At 47.3% G+C, this 22,415-nt stretch carries 18 protein-coding genes and 1 riboswitch; of the genes, 9 read left to right on the top strand and 9 right to left on the bottom strand.

Features of this window, described 5'->3' with window-relative positions; all coding sequences use genetic code 11:
* Positions 1-29: 29 nt before the first annotated feature.
* The 4 genes from QUB37_RS23175 to QUB37_RS23160 all read right to left on the bottom strand — a co-directional run bounded on the left by QUB37_RS23175 (position 30) and on the right by QUB37_RS23160 (position 4,336).
* Complete coding sequence (locus QUB37_RS23175; protein WP_333100286.1) at positions 30-761, bottom strand: urea amidolyase associated protein UAAP1; 732 nt, start codon at positions 759-761, stop codon at positions 30-32.
* 443 nt (positions 762-1,204) lie between these two features.
* The gene (locus QUB37_RS23170) at positions 1,205-1,981 is read right to left on the bottom strand and encodes an ABC transporter ATP-binding protein (RefSeq protein ID WP_006630934.1); all 777 of its coding nucleotides are present in this window, start codon (positions 1,979-1,981) and stop codon (positions 1,205-1,207) included.
* 59 nt (positions 1,982-2,040) lie between these two features.
* Complete coding sequence (locus QUB37_RS23165) at positions 2,041-2,892, bottom strand: ABC transporter permease (RefSeq protein WP_333100287.1); 852 nt, start codon at positions 2,890-2,892, stop codon at positions 2,041-2,043.
* A 376-nt stretch (positions 2,893-3,268) separates the two neighbouring features.
* Complete coding sequence (locus QUB37_RS23160; protein WP_333166596.1) at positions 3,269-4,336, bottom strand: ABC transporter substrate-binding protein; 1,068 nt, start codon at positions 4,334-4,336, stop codon at positions 3,269-3,271.
* Positions 4,337-4,480: 144 nt separating this feature from the next.
* Positions 4,481-4,635, bottom strand: a riboswitch (guanidine-I (ykkC/yxkD leader).
* Positions 4,636-5,203: 568 nt separating this feature from the next.
* Between QUB37_RS23160 and atzF the strand changes: the two genes are divergently transcribed.
* The 6 genes from atzF to QUB37_RS23130 all read left to right on the top strand — a co-directional run bounded on the left by atzF (position 5,204) and on the right by QUB37_RS23130 (position 12,244).
* A complete protein-coding gene (gene atzF, locus QUB37_RS23155; protein ID WP_333166594.1) occupies positions 5,204-7,018 on the top strand; it encodes an allophanate hydrolase in 1,815 nt (604 codons plus the stop codon).
* A gap of 40 nt (positions 7,019-7,058) precedes the next feature.
* A complete protein-coding gene (locus tag QUB37_RS23150; protein WP_333166590.1) occupies positions 7,059-7,805 on the top strand; it encodes a calcium-binding protein in 747 nt (248 codons plus the stop codon).
* A 366-nt stretch (positions 7,806-8,171) separates the two neighbouring features.
* Positions 8,172-9,113, top strand: coding sequence for a tRNA pseudouridine(55) synthase TruB (gene truB, locus QUB37_RS23145; RefSeq protein WP_333166587.1), 942 nt, complete (start codon positions 8,172-8,174; stop codon positions 9,111-9,113).
* A 149-nt stretch (positions 9,114-9,262) separates the two neighbouring features.
* A complete protein-coding gene (gene yidD / locus QUB37_RS23140; protein WP_190732478.1) occupies positions 9,263-9,493 on the top strand; it encodes a membrane protein insertion efficiency factor YidD in 231 nt (76 codons plus the stop codon).
* 216 nt (positions 9,494-9,709) lie between these two features.
* Complete coding sequence (locus QUB37_RS23135; RefSeq protein ID WP_333166583.1) at positions 9,710-10,924, top strand: response regulator; 1,215 nt, start codon at positions 9,710-9,712, stop codon at positions 10,922-10,924.
* Between the two features lie 333 nt (positions 10,925-11,257).
* Complete coding sequence (locus QUB37_RS23130) at positions 11,258-12,244, top strand: glycosyltransferase (protein WP_333166582.1); 987 nt, start codon at positions 11,258-11,260, stop codon at positions 12,242-12,244.
* Positions 12,245-12,377: 133 nt separating this feature from the next.
* Here the strand turns inward: QUB37_RS23130 and QUB37_RS23125 are convergent, their stop codons facing one another.
* The 5 genes from QUB37_RS23125 to QUB37_RS23105 all read right to left on the bottom strand — a co-directional run bounded on the left by QUB37_RS23125 (position 12,378) and on the right by QUB37_RS23105 (position 14,827).
* Complete coding sequence (locus QUB37_RS23125; RefSeq protein WP_333166633.1) at positions 12,378-12,950, bottom strand: Uma2 family endonuclease; 573 nt, start codon at positions 12,948-12,950, stop codon at positions 12,378-12,380.
* 8 nt (positions 12,951-12,958) lie between these two features.
* Positions 12,959-13,288, bottom strand: a complete 330-nt coding sequence (locus tag QUB37_RS23120; RefSeq protein WP_333166580.1) for an iron-sulfur cluster assembly accessory protein — start codon at positions 13,286-13,288, stop codon at positions 12,959-12,961.
* 147 nt (positions 13,289-13,435) lie between these two features.
* A complete protein-coding gene (locus tag QUB37_RS23115; protein ID WP_333075032.1) occupies positions 13,436-13,855 on the bottom strand; it encodes a cupin domain-containing protein in 420 nt (139 codons plus the stop codon).
* A gap of 429 nt (positions 13,856-14,284) precedes the next feature.
* Positions 14,285-14,542, bottom strand: coding sequence for a hypothetical protein (locus QUB37_RS23110; protein ID WP_333166578.1), 258 nt, complete (start codon positions 14,540-14,542; stop codon positions 14,285-14,287).
* Between the two features lie 66 nt (positions 14,543-14,608).
* Positions 14,609-14,827 carry a DUF433 domain-containing protein gene (locus QUB37_RS23105; protein WP_333166575.1) on the bottom strand — a complete coding sequence of 73 codons (219 nt, stop codon included), beginning with the start codon at positions 14,825-14,827 and terminating at the stop codon, positions 14,609-14,611.
* A gap of 202 nt (positions 14,828-15,029) precedes the next feature.
* Between QUB37_RS23105 and gltB the strand changes: the two genes are divergently transcribed.
* The 3 genes from gltB (at position 15,030) to QUB37_RS23090 (ending at position 22,098) form a co-directional block, all read left to right on the top strand.
* Positions 15,030-19,616, top strand: a complete 4,587-nt coding sequence (gene gltB, locus QUB37_RS23100) for a glutamate synthase large subunit (protein WP_333166573.1) — start codon at positions 15,030-15,032, stop codon at positions 19,614-19,616.
* A 131-nt stretch (positions 19,617-19,747) separates the two neighbouring features.
* Positions 19,748-21,091 carry a hypothetical protein gene (locus tag QUB37_RS23095; protein ID WP_333166570.1) on the top strand — a complete coding sequence of 448 codons (1,344 nt, stop codon included), beginning with the start codon at positions 19,748-19,750 and terminating at the stop codon, positions 21,089-21,091.
* Complete coding sequence (locus QUB37_RS23090; RefSeq protein WP_333166568.1) at positions 21,088-22,098, top strand: DNA-processing protein DprA; 1,011 nt, start codon at positions 21,088-21,090, stop codon at positions 22,096-22,098. The genes QUB37_RS23095 and QUB37_RS23090 overlap by 4 nt, the downstream gene beginning before the upstream one ends.
* The last annotated feature ends 317 nt before the right edge of the window (positions 22,099-22,415 follow it).

Raw genomic sequence — 22,415 nt, 5'->3', positions numbered from 1 at the left:
GCGGACAAAGTTGAGTTGTGGAATCGGGTTTATTGTAGGAACAAAGCATCGGTGTTGATGAACCCGCGCACGGCTTCTGGGTTGGCGGTGCGGCACAAGTCGTCTGGTGCGGGTGCGGGGGTTTTCACAATCTGAATTTGGATGGGTTTGGGATCGTAAGTTGAACCCGGATGCAGGATGTGGGGGCAGTTAGAGATAATTGTCAATACGTTCATTTCGGCTCGCAAATCGATAAAACTTCCCGGTTTTTCGCAGCCTTCGCGAAACTCCATCGTGCCGTCTGGTTTGACGGCAATGCGAGTAAATAAGTTGAGGTTTGGCATGATATCTTTTTTGCCCAATCCCCACCGACTTAGGGCTTTGAGAAAGTTGTCGCGGGAGTTTTTCCAGTCTCCTTCGCCGTATTTTTTGGCATTGCTAATGGCGTTGCTGCATCCTCCTAGCAAATCGTGACAGCCGGAGGTGTCTTGGGTGATGGAAAATAGGATGCGTCCCATGTCTGTGTAGATCGCCATGCCTTGTTTGAGAAAGGCGTTGAATTGAATTTTGGCGGTGTCTGCTGCGTTGAAACGTTCGATCGCATTGTCGGCGTTGTAGCACAGCATGGAAACGCCGCGAGAGCCTTCTAAATCGGTGATTCGCAGGGTGTTTCCCCGCTTGATGACTCCCGACCAGTACGAGCCGCCCGGTACGGTTTCTTCGATTAATACGAGGCCAGAATCAATTTGTGAGTTTGTGTCGATCGATGATAGTTGCACCATAAGTTCCTCTTGATGTATTTGGGTAGGTCAGCGAAATAAAACAATAGTATTTTGTAGCGGCAAAACCCGCCCTCTCCCAAAGTAATATTTATTTCCACTGATATCTTGGATCATTCTCAAGAACGGGCTCTTCGGCCCGTTCCACAAAACTCAATTTTATTGTGGAACGGGCCGAAGAACCCGTTCCTGAATAGGTAATTGACAATGGTGCAAGATGTTAAGTTTCCACTTACTTAGGTTGGCAGTTAAAGTCTTGGCGCGGGTGCAAAAAGTGCAAATACAAACCTATTTCTATTTAAGCAGCCATTGCAACTGCTTTCTGTCCGTTTACATCTTGCACTATTCTCAAGAACGGGCTCTTCGGCCCGTTCCACAAAAAGTGAGTTTTCTTGTGGGGTGGGCATCCTGCCCGCCCAAAAGTGCAAATACAAACCTGTTTCTATTTAAGCAGCCATTGCAACTGCTTCCTGTCCGTGTTTCCGCATCAAATCCATGAGTTCGTCGCGGTAATCGTGGAATTTGGCGTGGCGTTTAATGCTGGGAGTGCGATCGGGCAAATTAATCGACATTTCCTTTCTCACTGTACCGGGACGAGCGCCCAAAGCATAAATCCGATTGGAAAGAAACACCGCTTCTTCGACATCGTGGGTAATCATAAAGATTGTAATCTGAGTGCGGCGCCACAAATCGAGCATGAATTCGTGCATCGATTCTTTAGTGTGGATATCCAAGGCGCCGAAAGGTTCGTCCATTAATAACACTTTAGGTTCAGAAGCGAGGGCGCGGGCGATCGCCACCCGCTGTTTCATCCCGCCCGACAATTCCTTCGGTAGCGACGAAGCAAACTGCGTCAATCCTACCACACTCAAATAATAGCTGGCTTGTTCGCGCCGCTTTTTCTTGGAAACGCCTTGAAGTTTGAGGCCAAACTCGGCATTTTCCTGCACGTTCATCCAAGGATAAAGAGTGTAATGCTGAAATACCATACCTCGATCCGGCCCAGGCGAAACAACTTCTTTGCCATCAATTTTCACTTCCCCTGTTGTCGGCTTGTCCAATCCCGCAATCTGCCTCAACAGAGTAGATTTGCCCGAACCGGATGCGCCTACCGCGCAGATAAATTCGCCTTGCTTGATGCTCATATTGATGTCCTTGAGGACAACTAATTTACCGTTTTTCGTTTCAAAGTTTTTGTGGAGGTTGTTGATTTGTAGAAACATGAGTTTATCCTCTGTATTGTAAGTAAAAAAATGACACCATTCTGCCTCTTAACATCTGCTTACTGTTTCTGACTTGACCATTTACAAGAAACCCGCAGCAGATATTGAAAAAGCAAGTCAAAAGTCAGTCCGATCGCCCCAATGACAATCAGCCCCACAAAAATTTCATCGGTTCGGAGAAATCGACCTGCGACGCTGATCCGGCGGCCTAAGCCTTCGGTTGCCGCAATCAATTCCGAGACGATTACCAATTGCCAAGCCGCAGCTAGGTTGATGCGGCTAGCATCAAGAATTCCCGGCAAAACGTGGGGAAAAATAACTTGAGTTAGGATTTCCCAGCGATTCCCGCCCAACATATAAGTAGATTCGATCAAGTCTTTTGGAACAAACTTAACTGTATCCATCACCATCAGCGAATTGAAGAAAAAGACGCCGATAAATATCAGCATTATTTTTGGTTCTTCGCCGATTCCCAAGTAGAGAATTAACAAGGGAATGAATGCTGGTGCGGGCATATATCGCATCAAGCCGAACATGGGTTCAAGCAAGGCACGAATACTGGAAAAACTGCCCATCAGCACGCCAATTGGTATGGAAAAAACTAAGGCGAATAGAAAGCCCACTCCCACCCGCCACAAACTCGCTACCGTGTCTTTCAAAAGTTCGCGAGTGTTCCACAGCCTGCCAAATGCCTCTAAAACTTTGCCAGGGGAAGGCAAAAATTTGGGGTCTACGTTGGCGAAAGTTGTTACTAGCCACCACAGCAGCAGCGGTAGTGCGATCGATGTTACCGTTAACCCAATATTGAGGGGCTGTGGTATCTCTTCCGCAATCCGCCAGAAAACGGTGGGATTTAGGCTTTTTTGCTTGAGGTGGGATTGGATTGATCGCGGATCGGGATTTGGTGGCATGATTTAATTACTGAATAGTTTATCGAGTAATTTCGGTGATTTTTGGCAATTTTAAAAACCAATATTTGTGACAGGTATTAGCAGAGGTAGGACACAGCGCCGTGCCATTCTTCGTGTCAACTTAAGACGGAAACCCTTCAGAAATCTCGCTTGTCGTCGAGTCTAGATCCCCCTAAATCCCCCTTAAGAAGGGGGACTTTGAGAACACTCTTATCCCCCCCTTATTAAGGGGGGTTAGGGGGGATCTGGGCTTAATCGTCAGACAGCAGACCGGTCTTAGGTTTGAGCTGGTTGTTGACACCAATGGACTTTGCCTAAGTCCCTAGGGCGATCGGGGTGTACTCGATAAACATGAAATCTGCTGTAATTTTGCATTCTAGCTTTTACCTTCGGCATAAGCTTTGATAAAGCGATCGTCAAATAATGTGCTGATATCGGGTTGGGTTTTTGCTAAATTTACATCGACGAGAAACTTGGTCATTTCTCCCGCCGCAAACTGCAATGATGTCATGTCATTTCCCGGTTGAAAGGCTTTTAAGTTTTCCTCGATCGTAAATATCTTAGTGCCGTTTTCATATTCTTTGTATTCCTCGACGCTGACTCCGGCGCGGTTGGCTAGAATCTCGTAAGATTTGTCTTTATTTGATTTCATGTATTCCAATGTTGCAAACCATGAATTGACCATGGCTTGCACTCGATCGGGGTGTTCGCCGATAAACTTTCGGGTGAATACCAAATGGTCGGAAATCGCCCCCGGAAAATCTTTGGAACTAAACAGTTCCTTGCTGTTCGATCGTTTTAATGCCTGCGTGGTAAACGGCGCAAATACTGCCACCGCATCGACTTTCCCTCCGACGAAAGCCGCCGCAGCTTTGCCCGTTTCCAACGGTACAAATTGAATATCTTGTACTGATAAACCTGCTTTTCTCAGCCCTAACAGCAATAGAAAATGATCGACTGTACCTTCCTCTGCGGCTACTTTTTTACCTTTCAAATCGGCAACGGAATTGATGCCTTCGGCGACAATCACTTTGTCATTTCCCGTCGAGTTGTCGTTGACTAAAACAATTACTTGGTCGGCGCCGCCGGATATAGAGTTTACTGTATCGCCGAGGGTTTGGCTGTTAGCATTTATCTGTCCTGCAGTGAGGGTGCTGATCGATTCTAAGTAGCCGTCAAACCATTTTAAGTCTACAGCAACATTGTTGGCTTCAAATATCTTTTGTTCTTTGGCAATTTGCCAAGGAAACCAGCCGGGCCACGCGCTGAATCCGAGGCTAACTGCATCAGCACTTACTGAAGAAGCTGCTTCGCTTTCAGTCGTGGTTTTGATATAAATTGCCGGGTTGACGCAGCCGACAGCGAAAAACAAGGTGATAAAAAATAAGGCGCAGTAGGATAAGGGCGATCGCGTTATTTTTGGGGAGCAATATCGGATATCCATAGCAGATTCTGGTTGCTGGTTAGAGGTGAATATGTCGATCGAGCTTTTGCACCTTCTTTGGCTTCCTTAGCTGCCGCAAACCCCCTTGATATACAAGGATAAAGCCCGAGAGCTAACGAACCGAGTCTTGCTGACCGATCGCGTTTCTCCCGGGCTTTTATCCCGCCGTGTAACTGGCTAGTGTTTCCCTCAAATTAATCAAATATTGGGCTGACCAGTCTGCTTCTCTCGGACCAGCACTTGAACTGTCTAAGCTGAGTTAGACACTGATTCAAATCGGAACCCTAGAAGCGGTTAAATTTTTCGTTTTTTGTCTGTATAAGTCCTGTTTGCAACCCAAGGAGTTATTCGAGACTGTTGGTAACAGCAATGCACTTAGCTTTTTGAAAGGTAAGCATACTGTAGCGTGGAATTTTACTATATTGCTACGTCTCAAACGGTAACAGCAAACTTAATGAGAAAATGTGTAAGATGTTACAAAAAATGTTTTTTTTGGGAGTAGTTAATTAAAATTTTTGGAAGATTAAAGCGGGCGATGAGAGGGGGCGATGGGAAATCGCGAAGTTTACCTGTACACAAAGACGAAACCCGCAAGGTCATGGTTGAATATTTCTTGAGAAATACTTCGATCGCCCGCTAACTGGATGCGAGTACGATCGCCAATGCGGTAAACTAACATCCTATTTGTAATAACGATCGGCAAACACAGCCTGTGAAGTCAAATCCGTTAGCATTGGAATTATTCATCTCTCTCCGATCTCCCTCTGCGTTCTCTGCGCTCTCTGCGGTTAAATCATCCTCATATAACCAGAAATGATATGAAGTCAAATCTTCAATCTAAAATCTAAAATCGACTGACCGTGCACTATGGAAAAATTTAACTACAGCAACAGTCTCGACATTCATTCGCTCCTCGATCGCTATCGCACCGGCTCGATCGCGCCTGCAGATGCGATCGCCAGCGTGTACGATCGGATCGAACGCTATGCAGATCCGGCAGTATGGATTTATTTAGCACCGCTGGCGGAAACCCTCGAACGCGCCAAAGCCTTGGAAAACCTAGATCCGCAGCAGCTACCGCTCTACGGAATACCTTTTGCGATCAAAGATAATCTCGATTGGGCGGGCGTTCCGACTACGGCGGGATGTCCTGCGTTTGGTAGCACTCCAGCGCGATCGTCCGCAGTCGTAGAGCGCCTGTGCGCGGCCGGTGCGATCGCGATCGGCAAAACAAACATGGATCAATTTGCCACAGGATTAGTGGGAACCCGCACGCCCTATGGAGTTTGTCGCAATCCGTTCGATCGGCGCTACATTCCGGGCGGATCGAGTTCCGGTTCCGCAGCAGCAGTCTCCGCCGGATTGGTGAGTTTTGCTCTAGGTACCGATACCGCAGGCTCAGGGCGGGTTCCCGCTGCTTTTACCAACATTGTCGGGCTGAAGCCAAGTTGCGGATCGATCAGCACTAGCGGCCTGCTGCCGGCAGTGCGATCGCTCGATTGCGTTTCTGTGTTCGCTCTCACCTGTGCGGATGCGGCCTCCGTGCTGCAAGTAGCCAGCGGTTTTGACGCTGAGGATGCGTTTTCTCGCCACCCTGAAACGAAAGTTTTGCCGGATTTATCCCGCTTGCGGGTGGGAGTTCCCGCAGACGGCGAACTCGAATTTTTCGGGAATGCAGAAGCCGAACAGCGCTACAGAGAAGCGATCGCGCGCTTGCAATCATTGGGCTGCACGATCGCACCTATTGACTTCAAACCCTTTGCGGATGCTGCCCAACTGCTCTACGGCGGGCCTTGGGTAGCAGAAAGGTTGGCCGCGATCAGCGATTTCCTCGACGCGCACCCAGAGGATATCGATCCGATCGTCTACGAAATTATCAGCGGCGGCAAACGCTACGATGCCGTCTCTGCCTACCGCGCGTCATACCAGTTAGCCGAACTCCGCCAGCTTGCAGAAATTCAGTGGCAGTCAATGGATGTGTTGGCGGTACCCACGACAGGCACAATTTATACTGTCGCAGAAGTTGCAGCCGAGCCGATCGCGCTCAACACCAATCTCGGGCGCTACACAAACTTTGCGAATTTGCTCGATTTGTGCGCGATCGCAGTTCCCAGCGGGTTTCAAAGCAGCGGATTGCCCGCAGGATTGACACTGATGGCTCCTGCGTGGCACGATTTATCGCTCTGCCGCCTGGGATCTGCTTTCCACGATCGCTTGGGGGGAACTTTGGGCGCAACTGGCCAGCCGCTACCAAGCCTCCCGGAACCAGCCATTGCCCCCAAATCTGACTCAGAAGAACGAGTCAAAATAGCCGTGGTTGGCGCTCATTTGAGCGGTGAGCCGCTGAATTATCAACTAATCGAGCTCGGAGGAATTTTGGTTCGCGCCTGCCGTACCAGCCCGATTTACAAGCTGTACGCTTTGACGGGTACTGCTCTGGGCAAGCCGGGATTGGTGCGTCAGATAGAGGGCGGTAGCGCGATCGAGGTGGAAGTTTGGGAGTTGTCGATCTCCGCTTTCGGCGGATTTGTCGCTAAAATTCCCCCGCCCTTGGGAATTGGTACGCTGGTGTTGGAGGACGGCTCGACGGTGCAGGGCTTTTTGTGCGAACCTTATGCTGTGGCGGATGCGATCGATATTTCTGATCTGGGCGGTTGGCGAGCGTATAACTTCCGGTTTTAAGTTAAGTTAGAATTGCAAATTTCTACCCATCTTCAGAATCATGCCATCAGCAGTGCCAATTCGACCAATTCCCGTCACAACCCCAACCCCCACCGGCGGCGGTACCAGTCCCGGAGGGGCACCTGGTGGCACTCGCGGCACCAGCGGCCCCGACTCCCTCAGAGGTACTGCGGGCGCTAACTTGATATTTGGTTTGGGTGGCCCTGACAGCATTTTGGGCTTAGGCGCAGACGATTCCCTCTACGGCGGCGACGGCGATGACTCACTGCTGGGCGACATTGGCGATGACAGACTGTTCGGCGGTGCTGGCCGTGACAGCGTTTTGGGCGGCGCCGGCGACGATACTTTCTACGGCGGCAAAGGTTCTGACTCTATGCTGGGCGACGTTGGCAATGATTTGCTGTTTGGCAACCAAGACACCGATACTTTGTTGGGCGGCGCGGGTAATGACACGTTTTTTGGGGGGGCCGGCGATGACTCGCTGTTTGGTGGCATCGGCGATGACTGTTTATCGGGCGATCGCGGCCGAGATACTTTAACTGGCGGCGCCGGAAACGATACTTTTGCGCTCGGGCGTCAGGCAGATGCTGATGTCATTACAGATTTTACTGATGGTACGGATCAAATTCGCTTGGCTGCCGGCCTCACCTTTGGCGAACTCACCATTGCCGCTGGGGTAGGAACTTCGCCGAGTACAATTATTCAGCTTACAAGCACCAAGGAAACTCTGGCTACTTTATTCGGAGTTGCCCGCGCTTCTATCAGTCAGGCAGACTTTATTCTTTAATTGGGAATTGTTGACGGTTGACGGTTGACTGTTGACGGTTGACTGATACAAAATCCGGGTTGGCTAACCATTTTATGAGACTCGGTGCTTGAAACCGCTTTTGACCTCAAACTACACAAACGAAGTCTGCCTTCGCAGACTAAGATAGAGAAAGTTATTTAAGCAGGATTTGGTATGACAAATAACAAATAACAAATAATATCATTTCCGGTTACACCGGAATGATGTTGACTGTTGACTGTTGACGGTTGACTGTTCACGGCGTCAACAGTCAACCGTCAACAGTGAACTCGAATTTACTATTCCGATGCTAACGGATTTGATATAACAACTGACTACTGACTACTGACTACTGACTAATGACTAATGACTAATGACGGTTTTCTCAATCTCAACAAACCTGCGGGCATGACTTCTCACGACTGCGTGGGGCGAGTGCGCCGGCTATTGAAACTCAAGCGAGTCGGACACGGAGGAACCCTCGATCCTGCTGTGACTGGCGTTTTGCCGATCGCCCTGGGCAAAGCAACCAGACTGCTGCAATTTCTCCAACACAATAAAGCTTACCGAGGCACGATTCGGTTTGGCTTAACTACTGCTACTGACGATTTAGAAGGAGAAATTATCCATTCTCAACCGGTGCCGGAGTTGAGTTTGGAAAAAGTGCAAGCTGCACTGCCCAAATTTACAGGAAAAATCGAGCAATTTCCACCGAGTTTTAGTGCGGTGCAGGTGGGAGGAAAACGCCTTTATGAGTTAGCTAGAAAAGGCGAAACTGTGGAAGTTGCTGCTAGAAATGTTGAGGTTTTTCGGCTGGAAATATTGGATTGGCGGCCGGGGGATTTTCCTGAATTGGATTTGTCGATCGCCTGCGGGGCGGGTACTTACATTCGGGCGATCGCACGGGATTTGGGCGCTATGTTGAATGCAGGCGGTACTTTGGCTTGTTTGACTCGCACCGAAAGTAGCGGTTTCTCGATCGACCAAAGTCTAACTTTTGAACAATTGGAACTGCAATTGCAGGAGAATAAATTCTGCCCGATTTTGCCATCGGCGGTTTTGGGACATTTAGGTGCGATCGTCCTTTCCCCTGAATATACCAAACGCTGGTTTCAAGGACAGCGCCTCCCGATTCCCGAAACGCCGATCGGGCCAGAGGAGGAAAGTAGCAACAATTCCCCCCACAACCCAATACCCGAACCTCCCTATCCCTTGCAGGTGTACGATCGAGACGGTAATTTTTTAGGTATCGGTCAAGTAGCCAACTCAGAGACAAGTACCATATTATCTCCTCAAATTGTGATTTAAGTATCTAAAATAAAAATGAAAAAAGGTATAATTGGTACTGGAAAAGTTGGCGCAACTCTAACCGCTGTGAATGCTCTCGATGCACCTAGCTTACAGCGGTACGGGACGAGATTGGCCTATTAATCTAATCAATCGCTGAGGTAAAAATTGTGAAAATATTGCTGATCGGATTAATCCGAGGCTACAAAATGGGGATTTCTCCTTACCTGCCTAACGCCTGTAGATTTCAGCCAACTTGTTCGCAATACGCGATCGAAGCAATAGAAAGATTTGGGCCGGCCCGCGGCAGCTCAATGGCAGTTAAGCGAATTTTACGCTGTCATCCTTTTCATCCAGGGGGTTACGATCCAGTACCTCCCACAGATAGCGAAGGCAATTAGTTATTAGTGAGAATCCCGATTTTAATGATTAGTTAATAGTGCAAATAGGCGTTGTATCCTCATGGCTAAAACTACCGAGGGGAATCACTCCCTAAGAGGGTTAAATTCTCACAATTAGTGGTGTTTTTTAACCTAAATTCAGTAATTTTACTGTTATCTTTCAAAACTCAGCAGCTATATAATGGTACAAACAGAGTACAGGGGATGCGAGTTGATATGTCTGCTACCGCAATCGGATACAAAATGTTGTCCCATACTCTGGCTGTACTCAGCCAGAAACAAGCAACGGGGAAACTGCTGTTAGAGCAAGGCGAACAACAGTGGCAACTTTACTTTTTTCAGGGTAGTTTGGTTTATGCCACTGGAGGAGCGCACAGATCGAGGCGCTGGTACAGGGCGATCGGGCAACACTGTCGAAACTTTCAAGTGGATCTCAGAAACCTCGATGCTGGAGAACTGTGGGAATATCAACTGCTTCAGCGAGGGATAGCAGCCAGCGAAATGAGTCTGGAACAAGCTAGGGCGATCGTCCACACCAGCCTTTCCGAAGTGTTATTTGCTCTGATCGGTCAATCGGGTTTGCGCCGGGAGTGGCGTCCGTCCCAGAAATATTTTTCTACCATTACCTCTTCTTTGCTGCTGTCTTTAACAGAAGTAGAGAAAGTTCTGTGTTGTACCGAAGAAATTTGGCAGAAGTGGAAAGCAATGGGTTTGTGGCTGGTAGATCCCGAACAAGCACCACTTTTAAAAGCATCGGCTCAGTTGCAGCAAAATCGATTTAGTTCTAATTCTTTGATCGCTTTGGGTAACGTATTTAACGGCGAGAATACTCTTTGGGATATTGCATTTAAGAAAAAGCAGTGCGTGACAGTGGCAACTCGCGCTTTAGTTAATTACATCAAGCAAGGTTTAGTAAATTTCCGAACAGTACCAGACTTGCCGTCGCCTATAGAACAGTGGCGCCTTGCCTCAGCGATGGCAGGGCCGGGTCGCCCTTTGATTGCTTGTATCGATGACAGTCCGACAGTTTGCGAATTTTTAGAGCAAATTTTATTGCCGGAGGGGTATCGAGTCCTAAAAATTCAAGACCCCATGCAGGGAGTGGGCCTCCTCGCCAAACAAAAGCCTGCTTTAATTTTTATGGACGTGGTGATGCCGAAGACAAGTGGCTTTGCTTTGTGCAATTTTTTGCGAAAAACACCTGCTTTTCGGGAAACTCCGATCGTATTTTTGACCGGTCAAGATAGTATAATTGACCGCACGCGGGCGAAATTGACAGGTGCTTCCGATTTTTTGAGCAAGCCAGCCAATCCCGAACAGGTTGTGCAAATAGTTGATAAGTATTTGAAGGTAAAAGGCGATCGCCACCCTTCAGCAATCCGCCCCCAAGATATACTTAATCCACGACAACTTACCCTGGCAAATTCTTGAACCCAAATTATGCTGATCAAGCGTCACTTATCGGGCGCGTGAGCCTCCTGGGCACCCGATAAGTATTGTAAAATAAAGACGCCACCGGATTTTACCAATAAATCTTGTAGGGGCGGTTGCATGGTTTTTCTTACTTTCAAAGCCCGCATTTCCATAAACCAGCTCAACGCGTATTGATTCTAATACCAGTTCCAACCATTTGACAAAAAGAATGCAACTGTAGGCAAGTTCCCAGCCAGACGCTCATCAATCATTTCCAGTTTTTTAATCTAAAATCTAAAATCTAAAATCTAAAATCTAAAATGGTATAATCCATAAAACTTGATATTAATTATGAGCGATCGCACCCCGCAGGTGAGTGTAGTAATTCCGGCTTACAACTGCGCTGCTTACGTCGGCCAAGCCGTAGATAGCGTTCTGCACCAAACCTATGCTAACTGGGAAATTATTGTCGTAGACGACGGCTCCAGAGACGATACCAAGTTAGTTTTAGAGAAATATGGCGATCGAATTCGCTACATTTACCAACAAAATCAAGGAGTTTCGATTGCCAGAAATCACGGCATCGAGCTAGCCCGAGGAGAATTTATCGCTTTTCTTGATGCTGACGACTACTTTTTACCAGACAAATTAGCAGCACAAATGGCTGTATTTGCAGCGCGACCAAATCTAGGAATAGTTCACAGTGGCTGGCGTCTAGTTAATAGTATAGGCGAACCGCTAAAAGATGTCAAACTCTGGCAAAATGTCCCTAAATTAGACTTAGAAATGTGGCTGCGGTGGAAACCAGTCTTACCCAGCGCGATGGTATTTCGCCGTCAGTGGTTAGAGCGCGCCGGCGGATTTGATCCTCGATTTCCCCCGGCGGAAGATACAGATTTAGTGCTGCGTTTAGCCTTAATGGGATGCGAAGCAGAGTGGTTGCAGCAAGTAACTGTTTGCTACCGCCAGCACGAACAAAGCGCCATGTACAAAGGTTTACCGCAGGCTAAATCCCTCGCCGCAGTCATGGACAATTTTTTTGCCCGCCCCGAGTTGCCGGATAAAATACGTTTGTTGGAAAGGCAAATTAAGTACAGTACCTTAGTTTGGATTGCTTGGTATTTGTACCGCACCGGTCATTCTGTTGAGATGGTAGAGTTTTTGCAGCGTTCTTGGAATTATACGCCTTATTTGCCTGTGGAAACAGTAATTAATTGGGCGGAAGCTTTCGCTGAGTTTTCGCAGGATGCGGGAAATGAATTCGATGCAGATTTATTAGCTCAATCTCCCGAGTGGCAGCAGTTAATGCAGTGGATGATTCTCGGTACACCAGCTTGATTGAAAGCTTTTCCATTGCACTGATATCGTTTACGGTTGCATAGGAATTATTTAACCGCAGAGAGCGCAGAGGACACAGAGGAAGAGAAGAGAGGCTTTTCGCATTCCTGGCTATGTAAAACCTGCATAAACTTTAGGCTTCAGTTTGAGTTTCTGCTTCAGTAAAAATTGGCGGCCACAGTTCAGCAATTGGCAATTCCCAGCCAGGAAAAAGTTCGGGGACAGTCAAAATATCTTCATTTCCCAACACAATTGGTTCACATTCCTGACGATAAACTGTAACAGTTTCTTCGTCCGGGTCAATCAGAATTCCCACTTGTGCTCCGAGTTCTAGGAAATTATGAATCTTTTTTTCTAGCGGTTTAATGCGATCGCTCTGTGATTTAATTTCTACTACCAAGTCGGGGACTAATTCTCCGAAATAACGGGGACTTTGCCTGAGACGTGCGGCTCGGACAAAAGAAACATCAGGTGCTGTAAGGTTAGCATCAGGTAAAATAAAGCCGCCTGCGGAGTCAAAAACTCGACCCAAACGGCGGGGATTCACCCAAACGAAGAGAAAGGCACTCAAGCGAATGCCAATTTCACTAGATACAATGTCTGACGGGCCCACAATGATAATTCTCCCGCTTTCTAGTTCAACTTGGTAGTCTTGACCGGCTTCTTTGAAGGTTTTTTGGACTTTTTCTAAGTCTTTGAGTGTCATCATATTGATTATTCCTTGGCAGAAAAGGAGTTGCCGCAGCTACAGCTTTGGGCGGCATTGGGATTGTGAAATCGGAAACCTCCCCCCATCAAGTCTTCTGAATAATCCAAGGTGAGCTCATTGAGATATTTTAAGTGCTGGGGGTCGATCGCAACTTCAATTCCCTCCGACTCGCATATAGCGTCTTCTGGGGCTGGCGCATCGTCAAATGCCATTGTATAAGACAAACCGGAGCAGCCGCTCGATTCCACGCCCAGGCGAAATAAAGCATTGGGGTTCGGATGCTTCGACTTGAGGCGCGTTACTTCTGTTGCTGCTGTTTTGCTCAGATGAATCATTATGAGTAATTGGTAATTTGTAATTGGTAATTTGGTAAGTAATGTTGAGTTTTGAAAATATAGAGTGTGCCTAGCCGTGTACATTACCCAGAGAATGTAAAGTGCGCCGGGCCGCGCACCTTACCCCTATATTTTTAGCAACTGGAGTTACTTAGCCTTTTCATTACGAGCATAATCGTCTTGAAAGCGGATAATATCATCTTCTCCGAGATATTCGCCATTTTGCACCTCAATTAAAACCAGGGGGATAACTCCCGGATTTTCCAGGCGGTGAGAAGTGCACTGAGGAACGTAAGTAGACTGATTTGTAAACAGAACTTGTTCAGTTTCGCCACAAGTAACTTTTGCAGTACCAGAAACCACAATCCAGTGTTCGCTGCGGTGGTGGTGCATTTGCAGGCTGAGGCGGTGTCCAGACTTAACTTCGATCCGCTTAATTTTATATCCTGGGCCTTCTTCTAGAGTCGTAAATGAACCCCAAGGCCGCAATTCCGTAGCGGCTATTGCGTTGGGTGCTGCAGGTGCGTGCAGGGTAGATACTTGAGAAATTTCTTGAATCTGAACCATGATTTTCACTCCTTGAGGATTGCTTGCTGAATCCTTCGGTAAACGACGTTGTTTTTTGAGATTAACTAATCTATAGTTAAAACCGAAGCCCACCTGCGGGGACTGGTTAGCCGACTGTAGAGTTTTGCAAGAGTTGTGCTCAGCCCGATCGACTTGCCTTAACAACCATAGCAAAACCAACATAGCTGTTGTCACCTGTTATTCGCTCGATCGCCCCAATCTACATCAAATCTTCATAGAAAGGGCGCTGGTTCTTGAATATTCATTAAATGTGAATCCTAATCTAGCTCTTGAGACTGCTGCTGCCAAACTTCTAGCATCTATTGATACAAATGCAGCCATTGACCCAGGCTATCGCTGGCGGTTGCTAGGAGTTGTGAATTTGTTTAATTTCTCATTCACGGATCTCGGTGAGCGTATTTCTTAAAGCTATGCACTGACAATCATAACTTGTCCTCTAGTTGCCATAGCTAAAATAGCTAAAACTTTTGGAGCTAAAGGCTTCAAATCTGCCAAGCGATTGGATGGTGCTTGCAGAACAATTACCGCAATATCGAACTGTGGCAAATTCTGTTGAAACGACAAGTTGCGATCGACTGTGATCAAAAGATCAAACTCTGCTTCTGCAAGGGCAAGAAGTTGACCATTTTTTACACCTGCCCATCCCATTTGTGGAACCGTTTTCATCTCATGGTCAACAAATTATATGGCCAATTTGCGATCGATGCACTCATCCAAAAGAAGCTTCATTCGTTAGGCGACCATGCCAACAAGCTGTTTTTCTGCCTCTTCCAGCAAGGCGATGACTTGCTCTTTAGTCACAGTTGGGAATCCATCTAAAAAATCATCAATAGATTCTCCTGCTTTCAGATAGTCCAGAAGTGTTTGTACCGGAACCCTAGTAAAAGCAAAGACTGGAGTGCCACCCATAATTTCAGGAGATACGCTAATAATTAGAGATTTTTTCTGCATAAATATTTAGACCTTCCGGTTTCATAGTTAACTCATCACCTTTAACTATTTTTTCACGCTCGCTCGATCGCATCAGCTTTGATTTTTTCGTGCATCTGCCCAATGCAGTAAATCTATATATAATACATCATACTAGATCGATCGGCTTCCCGCCTTCTACTCTAGATCAACATCTTTTCGCCACTTTGACAGGAGCATCAAAATGAACAGCAACGGACTGCCACAAAAGCAAGGCTTGTACGATCCGCAGTTCGAGCACGACGCTTGCGGAGTCGGATTCATCGTACACATGAAGGGTAACAAATCCCACGAAATTGTCGAGCAGGCACTGACAATCCTCTTAAACCTCGACCACCGAGGCGCGTGCGGCTGCGAACCCAACACCGGAGACGGGGCGGGGATTTTGATGCAGCTACCCCACAAGTTTCTCAAGAAAGTAACGGCGGCCCTAAACATCGAACTTCCCGAAGCCGGCGAGTACGGCGTTGGCGCGATTTACTCGTCGCCAAATCAAACTGAACGCGAAAACGGCAAGCGCATTTTTGAGGAAATCGCGGCAGAAGAAGGCCAGGAAGTGCTCGGCTGGCGCGATGTTCCCACGGACAACTCGTCCCTCGGCGACACCGCCAAATCTAGCGAACCCTTCATGCAGCAAGTGTTCCTCCGGCGGGCCGCAGGTATTGACGAGGCGGCTTTCGAGCGGAAACTGTACGTGATCCGCAAACGCGCTCACAATGCCATCCGCAGGACTAACACAGACCCCTACTGGTACAATTCCACTCTCTCGTGCCGGACGATCGTCTACAAGGGTATGTTAATGCCGGTGCAAGTCGGCGATTACTATCCCGACCTGCACGACCCAGACATGGAAAGCGCTCTAGCCCTGGTTCACTCGCGCTTCAGCACGAATACTTTTCCGAGCTGGGAACGATCGCACCCTTACCGCTACATCGCTCACAACGGCGAAATTAACACGATGCGCGGCAACATTAACTGGATGCACGCGCGACAATCGCTGTTTGAGTCGGAACTATTCGGCGATGACTTAAAGAAAATCCCCAATTTAATCAATATCGAAGGCAGCGACTCGACGATTTTTGACAATGCTTTGGAATTGCTGACTTTGGCTGGGCGTTCTTTGCCGCACGCTGTAATGATGATGATTCCCGAACCTTGGACAGCCCACGAGTCGATGAGTGACGAGAAAAAGGCTTTCTACGAATACCATTCTTGCTTGATGGAACCTTGGGACGGCCCAGCTTCGATCGCATTTACCGATGGTACTTCGATCGGGGCCGTACTCGATCGCAACGGTTTGCGTCCTTCCCGCTACTGCGTCACCAAAGATGACTTGGTAATTATGGCATCGGAGGCCGGAGTTTTGCCGATCGCCCCAGAACGAATTGTATCAAAAGGTCGCTTGCAACCAGGGCGGATGTTCTTGGTAAATACCGAGGAAGGCCGCATCGTCTCTGACGAGGAAATTAAAACCAAAATCGCCACAGAACACCCGTACCGCCAGTGGATCGACCAGCACATGGTCGAAATTGCCAAACTGAAAGATGCGCCTGCAGTAGCAGAATCTCATCCCGAAACATTATTGCAGCGGCAAATGGCTTTTGGGTACACCTTTGAAGAACTGCGGTTGCTGTTAGCACCGATGGCAAAAGATGGCGTGGAAGCTGTCGGCGCGATGGGTGCGGATACGCCGCTGGCGGTGCTTTCCAACCGCCCAAAACTGCTTTACGAATACTTCCAGCAGTTGTTTGCTCAAGTTACCAATCCGCCGATCGATTCTATCCGCGAAGAAATTGTAACTTCTGCCGAAACTACGATCGGCGCTGAACGCAATTTGCTCAAACCAGAACCCGAAAGCTGTCATTTGATTGAACTGAAAACGCCAATTCTCAGCAATGAAGAATTAGCTAAGCTCAAACACGTAAATGAGGGCAATTTCCGGTCGATTACACTACCGATTTTGTTTGACCCCAAAAGCGGGGTAAAAGGTCTTGAACAGGCTTTAGAAGAGGTTTTTGCCACAGCAGACAGCGCGATCGCCTCCGGGGTGAATATCATCATTTTGAGCGATCGGGGTATCAGTCCCGACAAAGCCCCAATTCCAGCGCTGCTGGCAGTTGCAGGCCTGCACCACCACTTGATCCGTAAAGGTACGCGCACGCGGGCGGGACTCGTGCTCGAATCCGGCGAACCGAGGGAAGTGCATCACTTTGCGACACTTATTGGATATGGTTGCGGCGCGATTAATCCGTATTTGGCCTTTGAGACGATCGCCGATTCGATCCGCGAAGGATTGCTGCTAAATGTCGAGTACAAAACAGCTTGCAAAAACTACGTCAAAGCCGCTACTAAAGGTGTGACGAAAGTTGCCTCGAAAATAGGGATTTCGACAATTCAAAGTTATCGCGGCGCGCAGATTTTTGAGGCGATCGGCTTAAACAAATCCGTAGTCGATAAATACTTTGCTTGGACAGCATCGCGGATTGAAGGCGTAGACCTCGAAGTCATCGCCCAAGAAGCAATTTTACGCCATACTCACGCATTCCCAGACCGCCCATCCAGCGGACATACTCTCGATGTTGGCGGCGAATATCAGTGGCGGAAAGAAGGCGAGGCGCATTTGTTTAGTCCGCAGACAATTCATGCGCTGCAAAAGTCGGTGCGCGAGGGCAGTTATACGCTTTTCAAACAGTATTCAGGGCTGGTTAACGAACAAAACCAGCAGCATTTTACCTTGCGCGGTTTGTTGCAATTCAAACAGCGGGAATCGATACCGATTGAGGAAGTTGAGCCGATCGAATCTATTCTCAAACGCTTTAAAACTGGGGCGATGAGTTATGGTTCGATTTCTAAAGAAGCCCACGAATCGCTAGCAGTAGCGATGAACCGCATTGGTGGCAAATCGAACACCGGTGAAGGTGGCGAAGATCCCGATCGCTACACTTGGACGAACGATCGCGGCGACTCGAAAAACAGCGCGATCAAACAAGTTGCTTCCGGGCGTTTCGGCGTTACCAGCTTGTACCTTTCCCAAGCGCGGGAACTGCAAATCAAGATGGCGCAAGGCGCGAAACCCGGTGAAGGCGGACAGTTGCCCGGTAAAAAAGTATACCCGTGGATTGCCAAGGTGCGGAACTCGACTCCGGGTGTGGGTTTGATTTCGCCTCCTCCTCACCACGACATTTATTCGATCGAAGATTTGGCCGAATTGATTCACGACTTGAAAAATTCCAACCGAGAAGCGCGGATTAGCGTCAAACTCGTGTCGGAAGTGGGAGTCGGGACGATCGCGGCCGGTGTTGCGAAAGCCCACGCCGATGTCGTGTTGATTTCCGGCTATGACGGCGGTACCGGCGCTTCGCCCCAGACTTCGATCAAACACGCGGGATTACCTTGGGAATTGGGACTGGCTGAAACTCACCAAACTTTGGTGCTCAACAATCTCCGCAGCCGGATTGTCGTGGAAACTGACGGTCAAATGAAAACCGGCCGCGATGTAGTAATTGCTGCACTGCTTGGCGCTGAGGAATTCGGTTTTGCTACCGCGCCGCTGGTGACATTGGGCTGCATTATGATGCGCGTTTGCCACCTGAACACTTGCCCGGTGGGCGTGGCGACGCAAGACCCGCTATTGCGGAAAAACTTTACCGGCGACCCCGATCACACGGTAAACTTTATGACTTTCATCGCGCAGGAAGTCCGGGAAATTATGGCGCAGTTGGGCTTCCGCACGCTGAATGAAATGGTGGGGCGGACTGATGTTTTGGAACCTCAGCAAGCTGTGGAACACTGGAAGGCTAAGGGTTTGGATTTCTCGAAAATCCTTTATCAGCCGGAGGTTGGGGCGGATGTCGGGCGCTATTGTCAGATGGCGCAGGATCACGGTTTGGAAAAGTCTCTCGACATGACTGTGTTGTTGGATTTGTGCAAAGGTGCGATCGAAAACGGTGAAAAAGTCCACGCCAAACTGCCGATTACCAATGTCAACCGCGTTGTCGGCACAATTCTCGGCAACGAAATCACCAAACGCAACTGGGAAGGTTTGCCGGATGACACGGTGCACCTGCACTTCCAAGGCAGCGCCGGGCAAAGCTTTGGGGCTTTTGTGCCCAAGGGAGTCACCCTGGAGCTCGAAGGCGAAGCTAACGACTATTTGGGCAAGGGGCTCAGCGGCGGCAAGATTATCTTGTATCCGTCGCCAGCTTCTACCTTTGTCGCGGAGGAAAACGTGATTGTCGGTAACGTAGTGCTTTACGGCGCGACAGCCGGCGAGGTTTTCATCCGAGGAATGGCGGGCGAACGTTTTGGGGTGCGTAACTCCGGCGTGAATGCAGTAGTTGAAGGTGTGGGCGATCACGGTTGCGAGTACATGACTGGCGGCAAAGTTGTAGTTTTGGGCGAAACCGGGCGCAATTTTGCAGCGGGTATGAGTGGTGGTGTTGCTTACATTTTGGATGAGGCGGGGGATTTTGCTACTCGCTGCAATATGTCGATGGTGGATTTGGAAAAATTGGAGGATGTTGAGGAAATTAGCGATTTGCGGCAGTTAATTCAGACTCACTTTGATTTGACTGGAAGTGCGAAGGCATCGAAGGTTCTGGCTGCGTGGGATGAGATGGTGCCGGTTTTTGTGAAGGTGATGCCGAGGGATTATAAGCGGGTGTTGCAGGCTATTGAAAGGGCGATCGCATCGGGTTTAAGCGGTGATGATGCGCTGACGGCTGCGTTTGAAGAAAACGCTCGCGATGTCGCTCGGATTGGTGGCAGCTAGGGTTTAAAATGAAGTCTAAAAAGGGGTTGAAGCCCCTTTTTAGACTCACACTACCTATGCCGCGTATTCGGTTTTTATAGGTTTAGTGCAATACACTCACTGGTAATAGTACGAGCAACTTTGAGAATTCCATGATTAGAATTCCCAGCAACAACAGGGTATTAGCCGAGCGTAAAATTTTGTTAATAGACTTGGATGGAACTTTAACAAATACCGCAGATATCGCATTGAAACCCATGAAAGATGGGCAGAAGCAAACAGATTTATCACGGATTAAAACCTTTGAGGGTGCTAGAGAATTTATTTCGGAAGCAACAGGTCTGGGCTTTCAGTGTATTATTGTCTCTGATTCGCATCCCAAATATGTCAATACAATTGTCAAAGAGTATTTTAGTGATGTTTCTGCACTGTCCCTTGCAGATAAACCTAATACCTTAAAGACTCTTGATTTTTTGCGTTTGCAAAACATAGAAATTTCAGATAGCGATTGTTACGTGCTTGGTGACTCTTGGTTAGATATTGAACTGGGTCGAGGACTAGGAGTACCAACAGTCTTAACTGCATTTTATGAAGCAACAAATTTAGAGATTAGAGACGGGATTGGTGATTATGTTAAAAACATTAAGAGCGGTTCTACATACTACGCTGAGAGTTATGATGAGATCCTAAATATTCTGAGGAATCCTTTGCAGAATTTGCTGTGCTTGGAAGCTGGTTGCAGGAGTGCGGTAAGTTACTTAGCAAGGAAACCGCGTCGTGATGAATTTCTGCTAGGGAGCTTGACTGCTCACAGAATTTTGGGTAGGCAGTCTCAGGGTGAGTGCGATAAATACCATACTACGGAGAAATACTTCGAGTTCAATCGGGCGGATAGAAGCAAAGAGTTATTATATACACTTCGGGATTCTGTCATAACTTATGTAGACCGTATCCTAGAGCAAAGATTCTTTTTATGGGATATATTTACCTATGTGCCGGACAAGCAGACAACGCAACCAGCGAATAAAATGGGGGAATTGTTTGACCTCATTGTTGAACTTGTTGGACAGAGGACACCCTCGTTGAACTGCCTCAGTATATTTGAGTGGAATGAGGGCGTAGATTCTTCAACTCGCAGACAACCTTCAGCAGGCGATCGGCGGAGGTTCGTGCGTAGTAACCTTATCTTGCAGGAGGGAGTGAATGTCAATGGCAAGAATGTCATAATAATTGATGATCAGTACACTACTGGAGCTACAGCAGATGCTCTGACAGAGAACCTACGTGCTAGAGGAGCAAAGAATATTCTATTTATTGCTTTGTTTCATCTGATAACACCTGTGAACAGTAGTAAACTCTGTCCTAAGTGTGTAGTAAATGGCCTGAATAAACAACTACAAGTAAAGATAAATAGGCAAACTGGTAGTAAGTTTTACTCCTGCGTTTTGCCTAGATATGGTGGCGATGGATGTGGATACACGGAGAACATAGGGTGAAACTAAATTTGGAACTAAGCTTGATTATTCTCGCATTCTCTCTTCTCAAGGGAGTCGGGGCTGTATTTGTCAAGAAAAGTCTGGTAACTATACAAAATAGTTACCATTATTGGTCAAGTGCAAATGCTAATGATAGCCTTACTAAACTTGTAGCATTGGTGGGAAAAAAGTATTCAGCTTTAGAAATCGAAAAAGCTATTTCTAAAGCTGAGGATATACTAGCTGAATGTGAATCTCATGAAATTGGTTTCACTTCTGTTGTAGATGCAAACTATCCTAAGAAGCTTTTGGATTTAAAAGATCCTCCACCGATACTTTTTTTTAGGGGAAACCTATCTTTACTAGATAAAGATGTAATTACTCTCGTTGGCACAAGGAAGCCAAATGAAAATGGCAAAATAATTGCCGAACGAGTTGGTAAATATTTTTCATCAAGAGGTTGGGTGCTCTGTAATGGTTTAGCTGATGGCATAGACACTTTTTCAATTCTAGATCGTGACAACAATTGCTTTGCAGAGGTAATCGGAGTGGTAGGCAGTGGATTAGCTAAACCCTCTTTCCGATCTTTGCCAAAGCAGTCGGAAATTAATATTGAACGCATCTTGACAAATGGTGGGCTTGTTGTCTCTGAAATTCCTCCTTTGAAGAAGCAAGATACTTTCTCGGTTGTGAAATCTTGTCGAATTCAAGCAGGGCTTGGAGCAGGTTTGATTCTTATCCAAAGTTCTATTGACGGAGGCTCACGTTTCACTGTGAAAGCTTCTGTTGAGTCTAACAGACCCTTGGGAATCATACATCCTGTGGAAACAGATATGCACCGGGATGATTATAGTGCTAATATAAAAATCATTAAATATGGGATTCAAGGGTTAAATGAGTTTGTAGAGTTAAAAAACAGCAAAAACTCCAGCTCTAAAATTGTGGTTTTATTAACTAAACAGTCATATCCCGTGCTTGAATCCGCTCTAAAAGAGGAGAAGATGTCAAACTTATTGCTCACTATGTAGAAGTAATTTTCAACTAATGCGGTTAACTTCGGAGAAACAATTAAACAAATATTCCGAGATAGAATATAGGATCTATTAATCGGGATCATCCCACTTTTGCAGTCAGTATAAATACTCAGACAATTGTCTGGCTAAGCTGATGGCATAATAGAAAGCAGATAAATTACCATAATCCAAGTTCGCATGACCCCAGAAGAACATCAGAAGCTCAAAATAAATCTCCAAGAAATAGCAGAGATCCTTTATAAGAATACCCCAGTAGACAATCTACAAAGCTTTGAATCCGTAGAACTGAGTGTGAGGGAACATTTAATTGA

Source organism: Microcoleus sp. AT3-A2, from assembly GCF_036705685.1.
In the GTDB taxonomy this organism is placed as follows: domain Bacteria; phylum Cyanobacteriota; class Cyanobacteriia; order Cyanobacteriales; family Microcoleaceae; genus Microcoleus.
This window is presented reverse-complemented; position numbering and strand designations above follow the sequence as displayed.